Origin of the sequence: Luteitalea sp. (genome assembly GCF_022842525.1) — a bacterium.
GTDB lineage: Bacteria > Acidobacteriota > Vicinamibacteria > Vicinamibacterales > Vicinamibacteraceae > Luteitalea.
The window spans coordinates 22189-39127 of the sequence record NZ_JALHPM010000021.1; the positions used below are offsets into that span (position 1 = coordinate 22189).

General features: G+C 70.4%; 19 protein-coding genes. 9 read left to right on the top strand and 10 right to left on the bottom strand.

Translation table 11 applies throughout. From position 1 onward, the window contains the following. Positions 1 to 44: 44 nt before the first annotated feature. From Q0C41_RS06590 to Q0C41_RS06615, 6 genes are all read right to left on the bottom strand, one after another. Positions 45 to 2774: a CHAT domain-containing protein gene (locus Q0C41_RS06590; RefSeq protein ID WP_291982074.1), complete on the bottom strand. Its 2730-nt coding sequence runs from the start codon at positions 2772 to 2774 to the stop codon at positions 45 to 47. A 61-nt stretch (positions 2775 to 2835) separates the two neighbouring features. Beyond that, entirely contained in the window at positions 2836 to 3420 is a 585-nt protein-coding gene (locus tag Q0C41_RS06595) for a hypothetical protein (protein ID WP_291982076.1), read from the bottom strand. Continuing rightward, positions 3417 to 4076, bottom strand: coding sequence for a hypothetical protein (locus Q0C41_RS06600; RefSeq protein ID WP_291982078.1), 660 nt, complete (start codon positions 4074 to 4076; stop codon positions 3417 to 3419). The genes Q0C41_RS06595 and Q0C41_RS06600 overlap by 4 nt, the downstream gene beginning before the upstream one ends. After that, on the bottom strand, positions 4073 to 4612 hold the full coding sequence (locus Q0C41_RS06605) for an RNA polymerase sigma factor (protein WP_291982080.1): 540 nt from the start codon (positions 4610 to 4612) through the stop codon (positions 4073 to 4075). Before Q0C41_RS06605 ends, Q0C41_RS06600 begins: the two co-directional genes overlap by 4 nt. A 4-nt stretch (positions 4613 to 4616) precedes the next feature. After that, a complete protein-coding gene (locus Q0C41_RS06610) occupies positions 4617 to 5042 on the bottom strand; it encodes a hypothetical protein (protein ID WP_291982081.1) in 426 nt (141 codons plus the stop codon). A gap of 60 nt (positions 5043 to 5102) precedes the next feature. After that, positions 5103 to 5849: a hypothetical protein gene (locus Q0C41_RS06615; protein WP_291982083.1), complete on the bottom strand. Its 747-nt coding sequence runs from the start codon at positions 5847 to 5849 to the stop codon at positions 5103 to 5105. Between the two features lie 80 nt (positions 5850 to 5929). Here Q0C41_RS06615 and Q0C41_RS06620 point away from each other — a divergent pair, with 80 nt between their 5' ends. Continuing rightward, complete coding sequence (locus tag Q0C41_RS06620) at positions 5930 to 6520, top strand: MarC family protein (protein WP_291982085.1); 591 nt, start codon at positions 5930 to 5932, stop codon at positions 6518 to 6520. Positions 6521 to 6538: 18 nt separating this feature from the next. Here the strand turns inward: Q0C41_RS06620 and Q0C41_RS06625 are convergent, their stop codons facing one another. After that, positions 6539 to 7141 carry an RDD family protein gene (locus Q0C41_RS06625; RefSeq protein ID WP_291982086.1) on the bottom strand — a complete coding sequence of 201 codons (603 nt, stop codon included), beginning with the start codon at positions 7139 to 7141 and terminating at the stop codon, positions 6539 to 6541. Continuing rightward, positions 7138 to 7512 (bottom strand): helix-turn-helix transcriptional regulator, encoded by a 375-nt coding sequence (locus Q0C41_RS06630; protein ID WP_291982088.1) that lies wholly within the window; start codon positions 7510 to 7512, stop codon positions 7138 to 7140. Before Q0C41_RS06630 ends, Q0C41_RS06625 begins: the two co-directional genes overlap by 4 nt. Positions 7513 to 7612: 100 nt before the next feature. Here Q0C41_RS06630 and mutM point away from each other — a divergent pair, with 100 nt between their 5' ends. The 5 genes from mutM (at position 7613) to Q0C41_RS06655 (ending at position 11681) form a co-directional block, all read left to right on the top strand. After that, entirely contained in the window at positions 7613 to 8449 is an 837-nt protein-coding gene (gene mutM / locus Q0C41_RS06635; protein ID WP_291982090.1) for a bifunctional DNA-formamidopyrimidine glycosylase/DNA-(apurinic or apyrimidinic site) lyase, read from the top strand. Between the two features lie 15 nt (positions 8450 to 8464). Further along, positions 8465 to 9037: a hypothetical protein gene (locus Q0C41_RS06640; protein ID WP_291982092.1), complete on the top strand. Its 573-nt coding sequence runs from the start codon at positions 8465 to 8467 to the stop codon at positions 9035 to 9037. 9 nt (positions 9038 to 9046) lie between these two features. After that, positions 9047 to 9847, top strand: a complete 801-nt coding sequence (locus Q0C41_RS06645; protein WP_291982094.1) for a ThuA domain-containing protein — start codon at positions 9047 to 9049, stop codon at positions 9845 to 9847. Positions 9848 to 9862: 15 nt separating this feature from the next. Further along, on the top strand, positions 9863 to 10423 hold the full coding sequence (locus Q0C41_RS06650) for a DinB family protein (protein ID WP_291982096.1): 561 nt from the start codon (positions 9863 to 9865) through the stop codon (positions 10421 to 10423). 103 nt (positions 10424 to 10526) lie between these two features. Further along, on the top strand, positions 10527 to 11681 hold the full coding sequence (locus Q0C41_RS06655; RefSeq protein WP_291982098.1) for a kelch repeat-containing protein: 1155 nt from the start codon (positions 10527 to 10529) through the stop codon (positions 11679 to 11681). Positions 11682 to 11685: 4 nt separating this feature from the next. Here Q0C41_RS06655 and Q0C41_RS06660 read toward each other — a convergent pair whose 3' ends face one another. Next, on the bottom strand, positions 11686 to 12954 hold the full coding sequence (locus Q0C41_RS06660; RefSeq protein ID WP_291982100.1) for a PQQ-dependent sugar dehydrogenase: 1269 nt from the start codon (positions 12952 to 12954) through the stop codon (positions 11686 to 11688). A 115-nt stretch (positions 12955 to 13069) separates the two neighbouring features. Here Q0C41_RS06660 and Q0C41_RS06665 point away from each other — a divergent pair, with 115 nt between their 5' ends. Further along, on the top strand, positions 13070 to 13525 hold the full coding sequence (locus Q0C41_RS06665; protein WP_291982103.1) for a PA2169 family four-helix-bundle protein: 456 nt from the start codon (positions 13070 to 13072) through the stop codon (positions 13523 to 13525). A gap of 49 nt (positions 13526 to 13574) precedes the next feature. Here Q0C41_RS06665 and Q0C41_RS06670 read toward each other — a convergent pair whose 3' ends face one another. Continuing rightward, positions 13575 to 14312 (bottom strand): DUF1080 domain-containing protein, encoded by a 738-nt coding sequence (locus Q0C41_RS06670; RefSeq protein ID WP_291982105.1) that lies wholly within the window; start codon positions 14310 to 14312, stop codon positions 13575 to 13577. 65 nt (positions 14313 to 14377) lie between these two features. Between Q0C41_RS06670 and Q0C41_RS06675 the strand changes: the two genes are divergently transcribed. Next, positions 14378 to 14914, top strand: coding sequence for a hypothetical protein (locus tag Q0C41_RS06675; RefSeq protein WP_291982107.1), 537 nt, complete (start codon positions 14378 to 14380; stop codon positions 14912 to 14914). Between the two features lie 32 nt (positions 14915 to 14946). Further along, positions 14947 to 16938 (top strand): CocE/NonD family hydrolase, encoded by a 1992-nt coding sequence (locus Q0C41_RS06680; protein WP_291982109.1) that lies wholly within the window; start codon positions 14947 to 14949, stop codon positions 16936 to 16938. The last annotated feature ends 1 nt before the right edge of the window (position 16939 follow it).

Here is a 16939-nt window from a genome sequence, read left to right on the forward strand (position 1 = left end):
AAGGCCGTCGTTGGTGGAGGAACGATGCCCGTGCGCCAATCCCCTCACACGCGCGGCGATCGACGTCGCACGCGTGCGATGGTGACGACGACGAGAGCGGCGAGCGCAGCGGTCACCGGGATCACCGCGACGCGCCAGCGCCGCCACCGGGGCGGCGCTGCCGACAACGGCACGCGTGACCCATCGCCGAGCACCACGAACGACGCCCAGGCGTCGGCGGGCAGGCCGTGGGCGATCGCCTCGCGACGCGCCCGCCGCAGCGCGGGTGCTGCGCCGAGCCCCTCCCTGAGAGCCGTGTAGAACCGGGTCATCACGAACGCCGCCTCGTCGTCGCGCAACGGCCAGCGTGTGGCGACCACCGTGCTGGCCCCGCCGGCAAAGAACGCACGTGCCAGGCTCAGCGGCCCCTCGCCCGCGAGCACGGTGCCCCCGGCTGACGCACAGGCCGACAGCACGACGAGACGACCCTCGAGCGAGAGCGCGGCAATCTCGTTCGGCTGAAGCCATCCGTCTTCGTGACGGTCGCCTGCGGTCAGGAACACGGCGGAGCGATCCGGAAACGCCTCGTCGGCTCTCGCATGCGCGGCGAGATGCAGCACGCCCACCTCGGCGAGCGAGGCCCGCTTGAGGAACTGCTCCGATGCGTCGGCGCCCTCGCGGACGTGGTGGGCATCGAGTCCGAGCAGCCGCGCGATGCTCTGCGCTTCACGGCGGGCCCACGGCAACGGGCCGAGACGCTCGGCGTCGGGCCGGACTCCGGTCGCGAGTGCGGGGTCGGCCAGGACCAGGGCGGACGCGCGAGGCGCCATGTCACGTCGGGCCCGGAGGTGCAGCCAGAGCGTCGCCGAGGGCACCAGCGTGATGTCGAACTGCTCGCCGAGTGGCAGACCGCCGTCGCCGATCGTCAGCGTCTCGAATGGCAGGACGTGGAGATCGCCGTCAGGCACGATGACGAGCCGGTCGATGCCGGAGGGAAGGTCGGCGAGTGCCGGTTCGAGCAGGGTGGCGCCGAGGCGCGCGGCCGCCGGGGACCACGACTCGGCCCGGGTCTGCCTGTTGCGCAGCAGGCCCACGAAGGCGCTCACCTGTCCCTCGAGATCTCCGCTGACAGGCAGCCGATGGGCCCGCACGGCCTGCCGTGTGACGGTCACGAGCCATGCGCCCCCGCCGAAGTCGCCATAGACGTCCTCCCACGGCGCGATCGAGTACCAGAGCAGCGCCTCGGTCTCGCCAAGACCGCGCTGGACCTGTGCGAGGGAGGCAAACGCGTGGGCAGGCACGGCGACGCCGTCGCCCGAGTGCGCCTCCCGCTCCTCGATCTCGAGCGCTCGCAACTGGGCGAGCAACTGGCGATGCTCGTCACCACCCCACGTGGTCATCAGCAGGCGGCGCTGTGCCTCCACGATCTGCTGCCGCTGCGCCGTCGGCCGACCCTGCCGTGCGGCCTCCCGCGCACTGCCCTCACGCACGCCCGCCCTGGTGAGGTGGTCGAGCAGCGCCCGCGTGCGCCGCCGCTCGCCGACCTCGAAGGCCTGGGGCAGTCGCGGCGTGTCGGCCTGCAGCAGTTGCCCGACGAGCCAGTCGTAGTCGCGTGCCCAGTGGCTGAAGAGGGCAGCCCGCGTGGTCTCGTCGGTCTGCATCGCCCGCAACCGCTCGATGGCGTCCAGGGCCTGCAGGGACGCCGGCATGGCGGCATCCTCCTGCAGGGTCTGCCACGACAGGCGCAGCCGTGCCTGCCAGGCGTAGATGAAGTGGGGGCTCCCCGGTGTGGCCTTCAGCGCGTCGATGGCATCGCGGCTGGCCTGCTCCGCGCGCGCGGGGTGACGGCGCGCTTCGAGCAGCGAGCGCGACCACAGGCAGCCCGCCCGCAGTTCGGGTTCGCCGAGGCGGGCCTCGATCGCCAGGCATTCGCGCAGATGCGTTGCGGCCAGGCTCGGGTCCGAGGTCCGTGAGAGATCCGCGAGAACCCGATGCGTGTGCGCCACGAGCGCCGCGCGCTCGAGTCGTGTCGCCTCGGCAAGCACGCCAACGGCCTCGCTGGTCAGGCGTGCGCGTGCCCCTGGTCGGGGGCGTTGCTCCGCCCGCGTCAGGCGAGCGTTGAGCAGGTTGTAGGCGACGGTGGCCGCATCGGCCGTCGATCCGTCGACCTGCCTGAGCGCCCGATGGGCTTCGAGGGCCGCGATGGATTCGTCGAGCTGCCCGAGGTAGAGACTGGCGTTGGCCAGCGCGATCAGGATGGTGCGCCGGAGGCCGATCGGCCCATCGGGAAAGGCCTGTCGCTGGGCGCGCACCAAGCTGCGGTAGGCCCGCCCGAAGTCGCCGCCGACTTCGACGATGTGCGCCGCCTCGAGGACGGATGCCCGCGCCACCGGCATCGGCTGCCCCGACCGTTCTGCCGTCGCGAGGGCCAGCCTGACCTGCTCGGCCGCCGCCGCGACCCGGCCGCGCCGGTGATACAGGTTGCGCAGATTGTGGCGCGCCAGCACCTCGCCTTCCGCGTCGCCCGTCGTCGTGAACCCGTCAGCGGCGACCTCATACAGACGCAGCGCGCGTTCTTCGTCGTCATCCTGCGTCGCATAGCCGAGCACCATCGTCGGCCAGGGATGCGCGCTGGTGCCGGCGCCGAGGTGGCGGAGTCGCTCGCGCACCTCGGGCAGCCGATCGTGCTGCCGCGCCACGCGCAGCAGGCACAGCGTGTGGACCTGCGTGCGCGGCGCGGCGGCAGACGTGGCGCACGCCTCGAACGGGGATGGCGGTGGCGCCTGTGCGCTCACCGCCGCCCATCCTGCGAGTGCCAGACTCAGGACGCCGAGGCGCCTGGCCCCAGGCATGTGCCTACTGCCCGACCGTGAAGGTGCTGATGATGCCGCCGGGGCAGTAGGGCTCGACGGAACTCGACTGCCCTCTGGCGGCAGCGCACGAGAAGTTGATGCCGATCGTGAAGGCATTGGCATCGATGTGTTCGACCACCACGATGGGCGCGCTCGGCCTGTCGCGGAGGCCGATGGACGTCACCACGGCGCGCAGCTGCGTCTGCGGCTCGCTCACGAGCAGCGGCCACTCGAAGGCCACGGGTCGTCCGCGCTCCAGCGTGCCCTCCCGAGAGGCGACAACGCGCTCGGCCGCGTCGAGCAGGACGATGCGGACACGGGACTGCACACGGGGAGCGCCGGCTTCGGTGATGGTCACCTTCACGCTGCGCTGCGACCCGGCAAAGAAGGTGAAGAGGCCGGTCTCCACGCGCAGACCCGACAGCGCGGTCGTCGCGCCTGTCTGGGCCCCGAGCGACGCTGCTGTCAGGAGCCATGCCGCCAGGCACGCCAGTCGACCTGCGCGCCGCACCATGAACGATCCCCGTGTCTGCGTGTCCATCTCGCACTCCTCGCTGATCCGATTGATGATCCGGCCGAGCCCGGTCATTCCAGCATCGTGCTGAACGTCGGCGACACCACGATCGGCGCCGCGCCCGTCGTCCGCGCCTCGACCTGCCACAGCAGTCGTCCCCCCGGCGGAATCCCGGCGAGCGTCTCCGGAGAGAGCCGGTACATCGCCGTGTCCAGATTCGCCGACTCGTCCAGCACCTGCAGGTCTGGTGTCAGGACCCGGACGCGATAGCGAGCGCCGTCGATGGCGCTCCACCGCAGGATGGCGGCAGACCGAGGCAGTCGATCGCCGTCGTGCAGCAGCGACTCGATGTGCCGAGTGTCGCCACTGCGATACACGGGCGCCTCGCGTGGCTGATCCGCGATCTGCCAGATCGTGCCGACGGCCAGAAAGAGCGTGGCAGCCATCGACAACCAGACCCAGGGCGCCTGGCGGCGTGGTGCCTCGACGCCTGCCGCGCCCGCCATCTCCGCGTCGTCTGGCGGCAATTCCCTCGCGAGCCGCCACATCGCGGCGGCGCGTGGATTGCGAATCAGCTCGTCCACGAGCGCGCGCCGTTCCTCGGCGCTCATCTCGCCGTGCAGCGCCGAGAACAGCCGTTCGGCGTCGGCGTCGGGCCACTGTGCGTCGTCGCCCAGGCTCGCCAGTGCCGCGCGCAAGCGTTCCACGTCGGGCTGTTCGGGCGTGCTCATGGCGTATGGCCCTTCGACGTCAGACAGCGACGCAGGTCGCCGAGTCCGCGGTACACCAGGTTCTCGGTCCGCTTGGCGGACCACCCGAGCAGTCGGCCTGCTTCCGGCACCGAATGCCCCTGAAGGTGCAGCATCACGGCCTGACGGCGGTCGGCCCCCATGGCCAGCAGGCACGCGCGGACGGCCGCGCCCAGTTCCCGCAGCGAAGCATCCTGTTCCGGATTGGCGGCGGCGTGTGGCTCGACACGACCGCGCTCACCGTCGGGACCCTCGTCTTCCAGCGCGACCTCGCGCCTGCGCTGACGTCGACGTATCTCGTCCACCAGCGCGCTGTGCGCGACCCTGTACAGATAGAACGACGTGAGGGGCCGGTTCCCCTCACCGGCGTGGACCCCGCTCATGATTTTCACCAGCGCCGCCTGGGCGAGGTCTTCGGCGTGGTCGCTCAGCCAGGAGGGACACTGTCGCCTGACGGCGCGGACCAGAGCGGTGCGCAGCGACGTCCACCGCGCTTCGGCGGACGAAGGATCCTGCATGTCGTCAGTCGCCATCGCGAGGGGTCACGTCGTCGTCTTGTCCTGGTGGCGCGCTCCGAAGCTCCCACTCGGTGGATCCGGCCGTGAGCAGGATCAGGCCGACACCAGCCACGGTGCCCGTGACGACGAGCCGCAACAGGAGCACGGTGATGCCGAACAGCAGGTCCTGCTGGTCGCGTGCCACGGCCGCGAGCTCGAGTTCGAGTGTCGTCGTGGTCGGCACGTCTGGCACCCGATCGGGCCGCTGCACGATGCGGCCAGCGGCCGAGACGAGCGCGTGGTCGAAGGTCTGGCGCTCCGAGCCACGCTGGCCAAGGCGGCGCGCCGCCCAGCCGCCGTAGCTCAGGGCCACGGCCAGGACGAGCGCACCCGTGAGCACGCGGGTACGCACCCGCCCGGTGAACAGGGACCACGCAAACCGTGACGTCACCCGGGGATCATCGCCCATGCGCCGTCGTCACGTGAGGTGGGCGACGCGCGGCCCGGCGCCTCAGCGGCACGTCTCGACGATCTGCGTCGCAAGACCGATCGCCTTGTCCCGGTTGGCCGCCGCGTCGTCGTCGAGATTCACGGTGACGGCGAACTTGACGCCGCGATCGAGCACGTACAGCGTCGACTCCACGCTGTTGAAGCTGGCCGCATCGCCGATGCCGTCGACGTCACGGTAGGCGCGCGTCACCTGCATGAGCATGCCGCCGACGTTCTTCGCGACGGCCTTGCCCCCCTCGGTGGCCAGCGCCTTCTCCTTCGACGTGTCGATCTCGGCGTTCAGGGCCGCTTCGTCGGCGTCGGTCGCTGCACGGTACGTCCCCTTGAAGCTCTCGAGAGTCGAGCTCGTGAGCCCCGTCAGTTCGACGGTGTCGTGCTGCGGCACCTCGATCTCACGCCCGAGGACCTCGACCGTCTTCGTCCGGGTGCCCTTCCAGGTGTAGCGCACCGAGTGGTACTGCGGATTCTTCAGCACCTTCGAGTACTCGACCTCGGCGGCCTCGGCGGGCCGCGACGCCACCTGCGCGGCCTTCTCGAGCGGCAGCAACGCGTCGTAGCGCGTCTGGTAGCCGAGCAGGCACGCATTGGCTGCCGCAGCCGACGACGCGGGCGAGGCCTTGGCGGCGGCGCGCTCGATGGCCTCGACGGGCGACTCATTGGCGGCGGACGGCGCAGGGGTATCGGAAGACGAGCACGCCGCGCTGCCAAGCAGGGCGACCACGAGCATCAGCGGGAAGGGACGAGACATACAGGGTTCAACGACCATCGCCGTGACCACCGAACGGACGAGCGACAGGACCCGTGCGATAAGATCGCCCCCCGATCGCCATGGACGTCTTCTCCGCCATCGTCACGCTGTTCCTGGTGATGGACCCGCTCGGGAACGTGCCGCTGTTCCTGTCGGTGCTGAAGACCGTGCCGCCGGAACGACGGCAGCGCGTGCTGCTCCGCGAACTCGGCTTCGCCTACGTCGTCCTCGTCGCGTTCCTGCTGATGGGGAATGCCCTGCTGCGCTTTCTGGGTCTCGAACAGGAAGCCGTCAGCATCGCCGGCGGCATCGTGCTGTTCCTCATCGCGCTGCGGATGATCTTCCCGGATCACGGCACGCTGACCGACGGCGCGCCCGAGGGCGAGCCGTTCGTCGTGCCGCTCGCCATCCCCTTGATCGCCGGGCCCTCCACACTCGCCACGCTGCTGCTGCTCGATCGCGCCGTCCCATCATCGACGATGACACTGCTGCTGGTCGTGACGACGGCGTGGGCCATCGGCGGCGTCATCCTGCTGTCGTCGACGTTCCTCTATCGCGTGCTCGGCCAGCGCGGCCTGGTGGCGATGGAGCGCCTGATGGGCATGCTGCTGGTGATGGTCGCCGTCCAGATGCTGATGAACGGCATCTCCACGTTCCTGCACCGGCAGTAGGCGCCCGGTCCTCGTGGTTCACCGCTCCGTGCCGATCTGCACCACGCGGGTCTTCGAGAGCAGCTCGAAGGCGCGCTGCCGTCGCTCGGTGAAGAGCGCGAACATGGCGTCGATCCAGAAGATCTGGAACAGCAGCGACAACTGACGCACGAACGACTGCCCGAGCGTGATCGGGGCGCCACTCTCCTGCACCACCAGCAGGCCCTGTCGTCGCTTGCCCAGCGTCTGCCCGGTCCGCCACTCGGCCCAGATCGTGTAGCCGACGAACCCGAACCCGGCCACAGCGATGGCGACGACGACGAGGATGAGGGCGAGGCCCTCGCGCGGGCTGAGCCAGGCGAGTGCGGCGAGCACCCCGACCACGAGGACCAGCACGAGCAGGTCCGTGAGCTTGGCGATCAGGCGGCTGCCGAAGCCGGCCGGCTCGAGCGGCAGTCCCGACAGGTACGACTCGGCGAGCGCCGCCGGATCCCCGAGCTGACCCAGGATCTCGTCGAGCGGCTGACCGCCGGCCAGACGCTCTTCGATGTGGCCGCGCAGTTCGAGCGCGATCTGCTGGCGGCGCGGTGTGGTCGGGGGCAGGTGGGCGAGCACCTGGGCGAGGAAGAGGTCGGTCGTCATCGTGGGTGGCCTGTGCCGAGCAGCCGGGCCATCGCGTCAGCGAAGGCTGACCACTCGGTGGTGAGCGCGTGGAGTTCCTGTCGGCCGGCGTCGGTGAGCTGGTAGTACTTGCGGGGGACGCCCCGTTCCGGTGTGTCCCACCGCACGCCGACGAAGCCGGCCCGCTCGAGGCGGTAGAGCACGGGGTACAGCGTGCCGTCGGTGACCTCGAGGGCCCCCTGTGTCTCGCGGGTCAGCTTGGTCACGATCTCGTAGCCATAGGCCTCGCCCGGCTCGAGCAGGTGCAGCACGATGAGCTCGAGCGTGCCGCGCCTGAGTTCACGGGCGATGCTCCCCTTGCGGATCTCGGTGCGGGCGGTCGGCGATTCCATGGGTCTGTTGAGTACGTCGCAAGGTATCTTGCGTGACAAGACATACGACGAGACCAGCCCTCTCGATGTTCCGCACCCTCCGTCCGCTATCCTGAACCGCGTGCCGGAACTCCCCGAAGTCGAAGCGACACGCCGCCTGCTCGACCCGGCCATGCGGCACGCCCGCTTCGAGCGGGTCCTGCTGCGCCGTGCCAACCTCAGGCGCGCGTTTGCCGCCGACTTCGCGGATCGGGTGACCGGCGCGACCGTCCTCGAGGTTGGCCGCCGGGCGAAGCACCTGCTCCTGCCACTCTCGACGGGCGACACCCTGCTCATGCACCTGGGCATGACCGGAGACTTCCGCGTGGAGCACCGCGGTCGCCCCGCCGGAGAGCTGGACCCCGCCGCCCTCGACCCGCACGACCACGTCGTCTTCGAGATGTCGTCGGGCTGTGTCGTCACGTTCAACGACCCGCGACGCTTCGGCGCCATGGACCTGCTCACGCCCGCCGAGCGCGCGTCCCATCCCACACTGACCGGGCTCGGGCCCGAGCCGCTGGCACGCACCTTCACGGGCACGACCCTGGCCCGCGCGTGCGCCGGCAAGCGCACGTCGCTCAAGGTCGCGCTGCTGGACCAATGTGTCGTCGCTGGTCTCGGCAACATCTACGCGGCCGAGGCGCTGCATCTGGCCGGGCTGTCCCCCCGTCGACTCGCCTCGACCATCGCGACACCGGGCGGCGCCGCACGGCCATCGGCCGAGCGCCTCGCCGTGGCCATCAAGGCCGTCTTGCGGCGGGCCGTGGCCCGGCAGACGCGCGCCAGTTACCGGTCGGACGAGTTCCGCGTGTACGACCGCGAAGGCGAGCCCTGCCTCACGCCCGGCTGTCGCGGGCGCATCACACGCGTCGTCCAGGCCGGGCGCTCGACGTTCTACTGCCGGGCCTGTCAGCACTGAGCCGCGACGCCCGCCATGCTCTTCCGCGCCGACATCCTCCGTGGCATCGCCGAGGGGCGCATCAGCCTGGCCTTCCGCCGCTGGCGGCGCCGGCCGCCAGCCGACGGCTCCACCCTGCGGACCCCGATCGGCGTGCTGTCCCTCGACCGTGTGCGCATCATCGACGAGGGCGACATCACCGCCGACGACATCGCCCGCTGCGGGGCGACCTCTCTCGCCGCGTTGCGCGACGAGATCCGTGGCGACGGGACGCTGCTCCGCATCGAGCTGCGCCTGATCGGCGAGGACCCACGGCTGGCGCTCCGCGACCGTGCGCCGGACTCGGACGAGGCTCTCGCCATCGCGGCACGCCTCGCCCGACTGGACGCGTCGTCGCCCTGGACGATCCGGGTACTGCAGATGATTGGCGAAGCGCCAGGCACGGTGTCGCACGTGCTCGCCGGGCAGCTCGGGGTCGAAACCCCCGTGCTCAAGCGGCGCGTCCGCCAGCTCAAGGAACTGGGGCTGACCGAGAGTCTCGAGGTGGGATACCGTCTGTCGGCACGCGGCAGGGCGGTGCTCGACCAGCAGCACCGCGACGGGGCATAATCCGCCCCCATGCTTCGCACGCTCGCACTCGCCACGGCCGTCCTCGCCCTGTTCGCGGTCACCCGAGCGGAACAGGGGCCCGCCACCCAGCCCCCGCGACCCATCCGGGCGCTCTACGTCACCGGCGGAGGCTTTCACGAGTTCGTCAAGCAGGAGGCCATCGTGCCTCCTGCCGTCGCGAAGGTCGCCAATGTCCAGTGGACCGTGGATCACACGGCCGGCACCTCCACGGAGACGTTGATCGACCGACACAAGGACACGGCCTGGACGAAGGACTTCGACGTCGTCCTCTACAACATGTCGTTCTCGCACGTCGTCGACGTTCCGTGGATCGAGCGACTGGCCGCGGCGCACCGCGACAGCGGTGTGGGCGCCGTGATCCTGCATGGCGCCGTCCACAGCTACCGGCGATCGACGACCCGGGCGTGGGGGGAACTGATGGGCGCGTTCAGCATGCGCCACGACGCCCAGCGCCCGCTGACCGTCGAGGTCGTCGCCAGGACGCACCCGATCATGCGTGGCGTGCCGCAGCCGTGGGTGACGATTCCCGAGGAACTGTACGAGCTCGAGCGGACCTGGCCGTCGATGACGCCGCTGGCGCAGGCGCACAGCATCGAGTCGAAGAAGACGTATCCGCTGATGTGGACCAACACCCACGGCAAGGCGAAGGTCTTCGTCACCTCGCTCGGGCACAACACCGCGATGATTGCCGACCCCGTCTACCTCGGCGTCGTGTCGCGCGGACTGCTCTGGACCGTCGGCCACCTGCAGGACGACGGCACACCTGCGCCGGGATACGCCGCGCGCTGAGCCGGGACGCTCCTGATGCCGGACGCAGACGACCGTACGCGACGCCCGTTCGCCCTCGAGGAGGCCGTGGCGCTGCTGTCGCGCACACCAGCGGTGCTCGACGCGCTGTTGCGCGGTCTCCCCGAGACCTGGGCGCACGCGCACGAGGGCGGCGAGACCTGGAGCCCCTTCGACGTGCTCGGTCACCTCGTCCACGGCGAGCAGGCCGACTGGCTGCCGCGCGTGACGATCATCCTGACCGAGGGTGAGCGCCGGACCTTCGATCCCTTCGACCGGCAGGCCCAGTTCGCGGCGTCGGCGGGTCGTACGCTGCCGGACCTGCTCGCCGCCTTCGCCGCCGCGCGCGCTGACAGCCTGAGGGGACTCGCGGCGCTGCAGATCACCTCGGGGGACCTCGATCGTGCCGGCACGCATCCGGCGTTCGGGCGCGTCACGCTGCGGCAACTCCTGGCCACGTGGGTCGCTCACGACCTCGATCACGTCGCGCAGGTGTCGCGCGTGCTCGCCCGGCAGTACTCCGAGGAAGTGGGCCCGTGGCAGGCCTACCTCCGCGTCATCAGCGGCACCCAGGGCTGAAGCGCCCGCGTCCGTTAACGTTCTGCCCTTCGCCGCGTCCTTTCACCACGCCTCCCCGGCGCGATGGGCGTGGGGGACGTCGCGCAGGAAGGCACGGACTCGCATGAGACTCACCGGACCGTCAGCGGGGCTGCTGGGTGCGGCCACGATCGTCGTCGCGCTCGTCGCGGCCACTCCCGACCCTGAAGGACTGTCACGCGACCGCCGCACGCGTGCCGTCGTCGGCACCGGCGAACTGGTCGCGGCGACGACGATGCGGGCCAACCGCGCCGCGCACACCGCCACGGCGCTGATCGACGGGCGCGTCCTCGTGGCCGGAGGCTTCGTCGAGAAGGGGTCCGTCGTCGGCGCCGAGATCTACGAGCCGGCCACCGCCTCGTTCTCCACCGTGCCGCCGATGGTGGTCACGCGACACAGCCACACCGCGACGCGCCTCGGCGACGGCTCCGTGCTCATCACCGGAGGCTATGGCGAGGGCACCACGACGCTCGCGTCTGCGGAGGTGTTCGATCCCCGCACGCGAACGTTCGCCCCGACAGGCGGTCTGCTCGAGGCGCGCGCCGACCACGTCGCGGTGCTGCTGCAGGACGGCACGGTCCTGGTGGCGGGCGGGCTCGGGTCCGGCTGGACCTTCCTGGCGAGCGCGGAGATCTACGACCCGCAGACCCGACGGTTCGCGCGCACCGGGCCGATGACCATCGAGCGCGAGAGCCACACGGCCGTCCGCCTCGACGATGGGCGCGTGCTGGTGGCGGGCGGGCATCGCGGCCGGCGCGCCGCGCTGCGGCTGCATGCCTCGGCGGAGGTGTACGACCCGACGACCGGCGCCTTCACACGCGTGGGTGACCTGCAAACCGCCCGGCACAAGCACGACGCCGTGCGGCTGCCTGATGGGCGTGTGCTCGTGACCGGTGGAAGCGACGAGCGCGACAGCGAGGGCGTCTTCCAGACGACGGAGGTCTTCGACCCGCGCCGCGGTACCTTCGCCAGCGGGCCCTCGATGCAGTTGCCCCGGTACAAGCACGCGGGCAGTGCGGTGGTGCTGGCCGATGGGCGCGTGCTGTTGGCCGGGGGCGCGGCCCAGGTCGAGCTGCACGATCCCCTGACGGGAACCTTTGCCCTCGTGCCTGGTGCACCGCGCCTCGCCGGCCTGTTCTCGGCCGTGGCGCCGCTTGCCGACGGTGGGGCCCTCATCACTGGCGGGTACGGGCAGGGAGGAGGGCCCCGCGCCTCGGCCTGGCGCTACAGCAACCCGTAAGCGCCTACTTCTTCGGAGAGAGGCGCCAGACCTCACCGTTGCTCTCGTCGGTGGTCACGTAGAGGAATCCGTCCGGGCCCTGCCGCACGTCGCGGATCCGCTGGCCCCGATCCTTCAGCAGGTGTTCCTCACCCGTGACCTTGCCGTTCTCGATCACCAGGCGGACGAGAAGCTTGTCCTTGAGCGCGCCCGTGAACAGGTTGCCGCGCCAACCGGGGAAGGCGCTGCCCGTGTAGAACTCCGCGCCCGAAGGCGCGATCACCGGATCCCAGTAGTAGACCGGGTCGACGAAGCCCTCGCGCGTGGTCACGGCGCCCTCGATCGGGTTGCTCGAGTACTCCTCCCCGAAGGCCACGAGCGGCCACCCGTAGTTCTTGCCGCTCTCCACGAGGTTGAGTTCGTCGCCGCCCTTCGTGCCGTGCTCGACCACCCACAGGCGACCCTGGTCGTCGAACGCCGCCGCCTGGACGTTGCGGTGACCCAGGCTCCAGATGCCCGGCAGGGCGCCCTCCTTGTCACCGAACGGATTGTCCGGGGCCGCCACGCCGTCAGGCGTGAGGCGCAGGACCTTGCCGAGATGGCTCGTGAGCTGCTGCGCCTGCGGCCGCATCGGCGCATCGGATCGCTCGCCGAGCGTCACGTAGAGCATGCCGTCCGGGCCGAAGGCGAGTCGCGACCCGAAGTGCTTGTCGCCGTCGTAGGTCGGCTGTGTGCGAAAGATCACGCGTACGGATTCGACGCGGGTCCGATCCTGCGACAGCACGCCGCGAGCGACACTCGTCCCGTTGCCGCCCTGGCGGGGCTCGGCATAGCTCCAGAAGATGGTGCGATTGCGGTCGAACTCCGGGCTCAGCGCCACATCCAGCAGGCCACCCTGGCCGTCGGCGTCGACCTTCGGGACGCCCTGGAGCGGGGCGCCGAGCTCGCCCGAGGCGCTGATGATGCGCAGGCGGCCGGGCTTCTCCGTCACCAACAGGTCGCCACCGGGAAGCGGCTCCACCGCCCAGGGCTTGTCGAGGCCGCGCGCCACGACGGTGACGTCGAAGGCCGGGCTGGCCGGCGCGGCGCAGGCCCGACGCTGGCCGGCGACCGTCGGCTGCTGATCGGGGACGTTCGGCTCGCGGGTCTCGATCGGGGCGCAGTCCGGAACGCCCGACTGGGCCGCCGTCGCGGCGGGGCCTGGTGCCGCAGTCTCGTCAGTCGCTCCCGCGCAGCCAAGTCCCATCAGCGCGACTGCTACCCCTGCCACACCCACACGCATCACTCGTCGCACGTTCACTCCCTTGCTGGGCCACCATCGGCGCTCGTCCGCGGTTGCACGATGCGTGCTCGGCCCCCGCCGGGATCGGGCGAGGTGGTTGGTACCGCCTTTGCTTCGTCAACGAGGCATGCAGAACGACAACGTCATCTCAGTGCTGAACAACCTCATCGAAACCTGCAAGGACGGTGAGAACGGCTTCCGGACGGCGGCCGAGGGGCTCACCAATCCGGCGTATCAGACGAAGTTTCGCGAGTACGCGAGCCAGCGGGGGGACTTCGCCCGGGCCCTGCAGGCCGAGGTGCGCACGCTCGGTGGCGATCCGGAGACCTCGGGCACTGTGAGCGGATCACTGCACCGCGGATGGATCGACATCAAGTCGGTCGTGACCGGCAAGAGTGACCACGCCATCCTGGCCGAGGCGGAACGCGGTGAGGACATCGCGAAGGCGGCGTACGACGCGGCCCAGAAGGAGACTCTGCCGGCCAGCGCGGCCGCGCTGGTGCGACAGCAGGCGGGGCAGGTGCGTCAGGTGCACGACGCCGTGCGCGACGCGCGCGACATGGAGAAGGTCACCACCCACTAGCGGTGGCAGGCGTGCGGCCCCTCGAGGCCGCACGCCGATGGTTCGCGCGCTACGGCAGCTCGCGGACCCGGATGTTGCGGAACTCGACGGGCGATCCCTCGGCCTCGAGACAGAGGAAGCCCGTGCGCGGGTTGGCGTTGCGGCCGCCGGAGACCTCCTCGCCGTTGACCCACAGGCGAATCTCGCCGTTGATGCCCCGCACGTAGTAGTAGTTCCACTCGCCCACGCCGCGGCTCAGCTGCTTGCGCGGAAAGCTGCGCGATCCATCGGGCGACCTGGGTTCGAAGACGTCGAGAGTCGAGTTGCCGACGGGGAAGATGTCCCCGTTGGTGGTGAACCAGTCGCCGGGCTTGCCGCCGCTCGTCTGCTTGTGGAACTCGTGGTAACCGTGGTCGAGCATCTGCACCTCGATGCCCCACTTCGGCAGCTCGTTGGGCGGCAGGCCGTCCAGCGCCTTCATCGGCACCCAGGCGAAGACGCCCGAGTTGCCCGCCGACTTCAGGTGACGCCACTCCACCACCAGCTCGAAGTTCAGGAACATGTCGCGGGTGCGCATCACCCCGATCGGCACGCCGGTGGACTTGAGCAGATCGCCGTCCCAGGCCCAGGTATCGGGGTAGCCGTTGACGGGGGCGAAGTCCTTCGGCCCGAGGGTCCGCCAGCCGGGACCGGTGCTGTCCATGAAGGCCTTCGGTGCCGACGCGGGAGCCTGACCGGCCAGGTCCGCGCACAGGGCGCCAGCAGCGGCGGCCACGGCGAGGGAGAACACGAGCGAGTGAATGCGCATGAGGGACGGTATTGCGTACCGTCCGTCTCGTCAATGGCGGGCGCGGCTCCGCTATCATCTCGGCCATGGTTCGCCTCGCCCGGGCACTGCTCCTGTTGCTGCTCGCGCGATGGACGTGGCTGTTCCTCGTGTGGCCGATGCGGCAGGACGTCGTCGGCTCGTCGTTCCTCCATCTGGTCAGCCTGCCCTTCCACGAGGCCGGCCACATCCTCTTCAGCCCGTTCGGCGCGCTCCTCACCGCGCTCGGCGGCAGCCTCCTCCAGATCCTGGTGCCCGTGGCCTGCTGGATCGCCTTCTCCACGACGAGTCCCGATCGCTGGGGGCGTGTGGTGGCCTGCTGGTGGACGGGGCAAAACCTGCTCGACGTCGCGCTCTACGTCAACGACGCGCGTGCGCTGACGCTGGTCCTGCTCGGTGGCCGCACGGGCGCCGAGGTCGAGGGACACGACTGGGAGTTCATCCTGGGCCGCCTCGGCTTGCTGGCCCATGACCACCGCATCGCGTGGGCGCTCCACCTCGCCGGGGCCGTGCTGATGCTCGGCGCGCTGGTGTGGGGCGTCCGGCTCCTGCGTGGGTCCGAGGCCTCGACCCGAGACGCGTGATAATCGTCGCGCCGCACAGGGGGCGGCGTCGCATGCCTGCGCATCCTTCGTTGGCCGCACCTCGTCGTCTCGTCCTGCTGATCGCCATCGCCTGTGTCACGACGGTGGCGTGGCTGCCAGCCCAGCAGGCCGGCCTCTCCCCGGCCGAGCAGCAGCGGCGTCGCGACACGGAGCACGAGCTGCAGTCGATCGCCGTCGTCGAGCGCAAGGTGATGATGCCGATGCGCGACGGCGTGCGTCTCGCCACCGACATCTACCGCCCGAAGCACGCGACCGGGCCGGTCCCCGTGGTCTTCTCGAAGACGCCGTACAACGTCAACCACTGGGACGTCCGCAACCGCGTGCCCGCCGACATGTCCACCCCGCTGGCGGCGGTCAAGCGTGGCTATGCCTACGTCGTGCAGAACGAGCGCGGACACTTCTTCTCGGAAGGGCACTACGACATCCTCGGCGCGCCCGTCACCGATGGCTACGACGCCATCGAGTGGCTCACGAAGCAGCCGTGGTCCAACGGCAAGGTCGGCACGACGGGCTGCTCGTCGACGGCCGAATGGCAGCCAGCCGTGGCCTCGCTCGGCCATCCCGGGTTCGCGGCGATGAACGTCCAGGGCTTCGGCGCGGGCGTGGGCCGCGTCGGTCCGTACCTGGAGCAGGGCAACTGGTATCGCGGCGGCGCCACGCAGATGTTGTTCATCGCGTGGCTCTACGGCGAACAGAATCAGGTGCGGCCCCAGTTCCCGAAGGACACGAGCCGCGAGGATCTGGTGCAGGCGGCGCGCCTGTTCGATCTCGCGCCCCAGATGCCGCCGGTGGACTGGGGCACGGTGCTCTGGACGCTGCCGGTGCAGGACATCCTGAAGGCGGCCGAGGGTCCGCGCGGCGTCTTCGCCGACGCCATGCCGGTGCCGACGGGCGGCGCGATGGTGCGACGGACGCCGAACGATCCGGCCTGGTACAAGGGTGGGCTGTGGCACGACACGATGCCGCTGCACGTGCCCGGCCTGTGGTTCATGTCCTGGTACGACGTCTCGGTCGGGCCCAACCTGGCGATGTTCAACCACGTGCGCAAGACGGCGCGCCCAGACGTCGCCGACCAGCAGTGGGCCATCGTCGCGCCCGTGGTGCACTGCGCCTACACCCGCGCCTCGGCAGACACGATCGTCGGCGAACGCAGCATGGGTGACGCCCGCCTCGACTACAACGACATCGTCTACGGCTTCTTCGACCGGTTCCTGAAGGGGGAGACGTCGGCGCGGCTCGACCGCCTGCCGCGGGTCACCTACTTCCGGATGGGCAGCAACACGTGGCACACCGCCGACACCTGGCCACCGAAGACGGCGCAGCCGCGGACCTTCTACCTGTCGAGCGGTGGGCGCGCCAACTCGTTGTATGGCGACGGGCGGCTCACCGCGACGGCGCCGGCGACCGACACGCCCGACAGCTTCGTCTACGACCCGGCCAATCCCGTGCTGTCCTACGGCGGCAACGTCTGCTGCACGGGCAACGCGATCCAGGCAGGGTCCTTCGATCAGCGGCGGATGGAGACGCGCCACGACGTGCTCGTCTACACCACCGAGCCGTTCACGGAGGGGACGGAGCTGAGTGGCCCGATCACGCCGACGCTGTACGTGTCGTCGGACGCGAAGGACACCGACATCACCGTCAAGGTGCTCGACGTCTACCCGGACGGGCGGGCGTACAACCTCGACGAGTCCATCCAGCGGATGCGCTACCGCGAGGGCTACGACGGCCCACCCGTCTGGATGGAGAAGGGGAAGGTCCACAAGGTCACGCTGCAGCCCCTGACCACCAGCAACTGGTTCGCGCCAGGGCACCGGCTGCGCATCGAGGTGTCGAGCAGCAACTTCCCGCGCTTCGATCGCAATCTCAATACCGGCGGCAACAACTACGACGAGCGTGCACCGGTGGTGGCGCGCAACGTCATCCACCACTCGACGCAGTATCCGTCGAGCCTCACCGTCACGGTGGTGCCGGCGGCGGCCGCCCCCGCGACGCCCGAGTAGC

What these genes read in the sequence shown, in the direction of transcription:
- Q0C41_RS06595 (WP_291982076.1), bottom strand. Translation starts at nt 3,420, where the DNA reads ATGACCGGGCTCGGCCGGATCATCAATCGGATCAGCGAGGAGTGCGAG.
- Q0C41_RS06600 (WP_291982078.1), bottom strand. Translation starts at nt 4,076, where the DNA reads ATGAGCACGCCCGAACAGCCCGACGTGGAACGCTTGCGCGCGGCACTG.
- Q0C41_RS06605 (WP_291982080.1), bottom strand. Translation starts at nt 4,612, where the DNA reads ATGCAGGATCCTTCGTCCGCCGAAGCGCGGTGGACGTCGCTGCGCACC.
- Q0C41_RS06615 (WP_291982083.1), bottom strand. Translation starts at nt 5,849, where the DNA reads ATGTCTCGTCCCTTCCCGCTGATGCTCGTGGTCGCCCTGCTTGGCAGC.
- Q0C41_RS06620 (WP_291982085.1), top strand. Translation starts at nt 5,930, where the DNA reads ATGGACGTCTTCTCCGCCATCGTCACGCTGTTCCTGGTGATGGACCCG.
- Q0C41_RS06625 (WP_291982086.1), bottom strand. Translation starts at nt 7,141, where the DNA reads ATGACGACCGACCTCTTCCTCGCCCAGGTGCTCGCCCACCTGCCCCCG.
- Q0C41_RS06630 (WP_291982088.1), bottom strand. Translation starts at nt 7,512, where the DNA reads ATGGAATCGCCGACCGCCCGCACCGAGATCCGCAAGGGGAGCATCGCC.
- Q0C41_RS06640 (WP_291982092.1), top strand. Translation starts at nt 8,465, where the DNA reads ATGCTCTTCCGCGCCGACATCCTCCGTGGCATCGCCGAGGGGCGCATC.
- Q0C41_RS06645 (WP_291982094.1), top strand. Translation starts at nt 9,047, where the DNA reads ATGCTTCGCACGCTCGCACTCGCCACGGCCGTCCTCGCCCTGTTCGCG.
- Q0C41_RS06650 (WP_291982096.1), top strand. Translation starts at nt 9,863, where the DNA reads ATGCCGGACGCAGACGACCGTACGCGACGCCCGTTCGCCCTCGAGGAG.
- Q0C41_RS06655 (WP_291982098.1), top strand. Translation starts at nt 10,527, where the DNA reads ATGAGACTCACCGGACCGTCAGCGGGGCTGCTGGGTGCGGCCACGATC.
- Q0C41_RS06665 (WP_291982103.1), top strand. Translation starts at nt 13,070, where the DNA reads ATGCAGAACGACAACGTCATCTCAGTGCTGAACAACCTCATCGAAACC.
- Q0C41_RS06670 (WP_291982105.1), bottom strand. Translation starts at nt 14,312, where the DNA reads ATGCGCATTCACTCGCTCGTGTTCTCCCTCGCCGTGGCCGCCGCTGCT.
- Q0C41_RS06675 (WP_291982107.1), top strand. Translation starts at nt 14,378, where the DNA reads ATGGTTCGCCTCGCCCGGGCACTGCTCCTGTTGCTGCTCGCGCGATGG.
- Q0C41_RS06680 (WP_291982109.1), top strand. Translation starts at nt 14,947, where the DNA reads ATGCCTGCGCATCCTTCGTTGGCCGCACCTCGTCGTCTCGTCCTGCTG.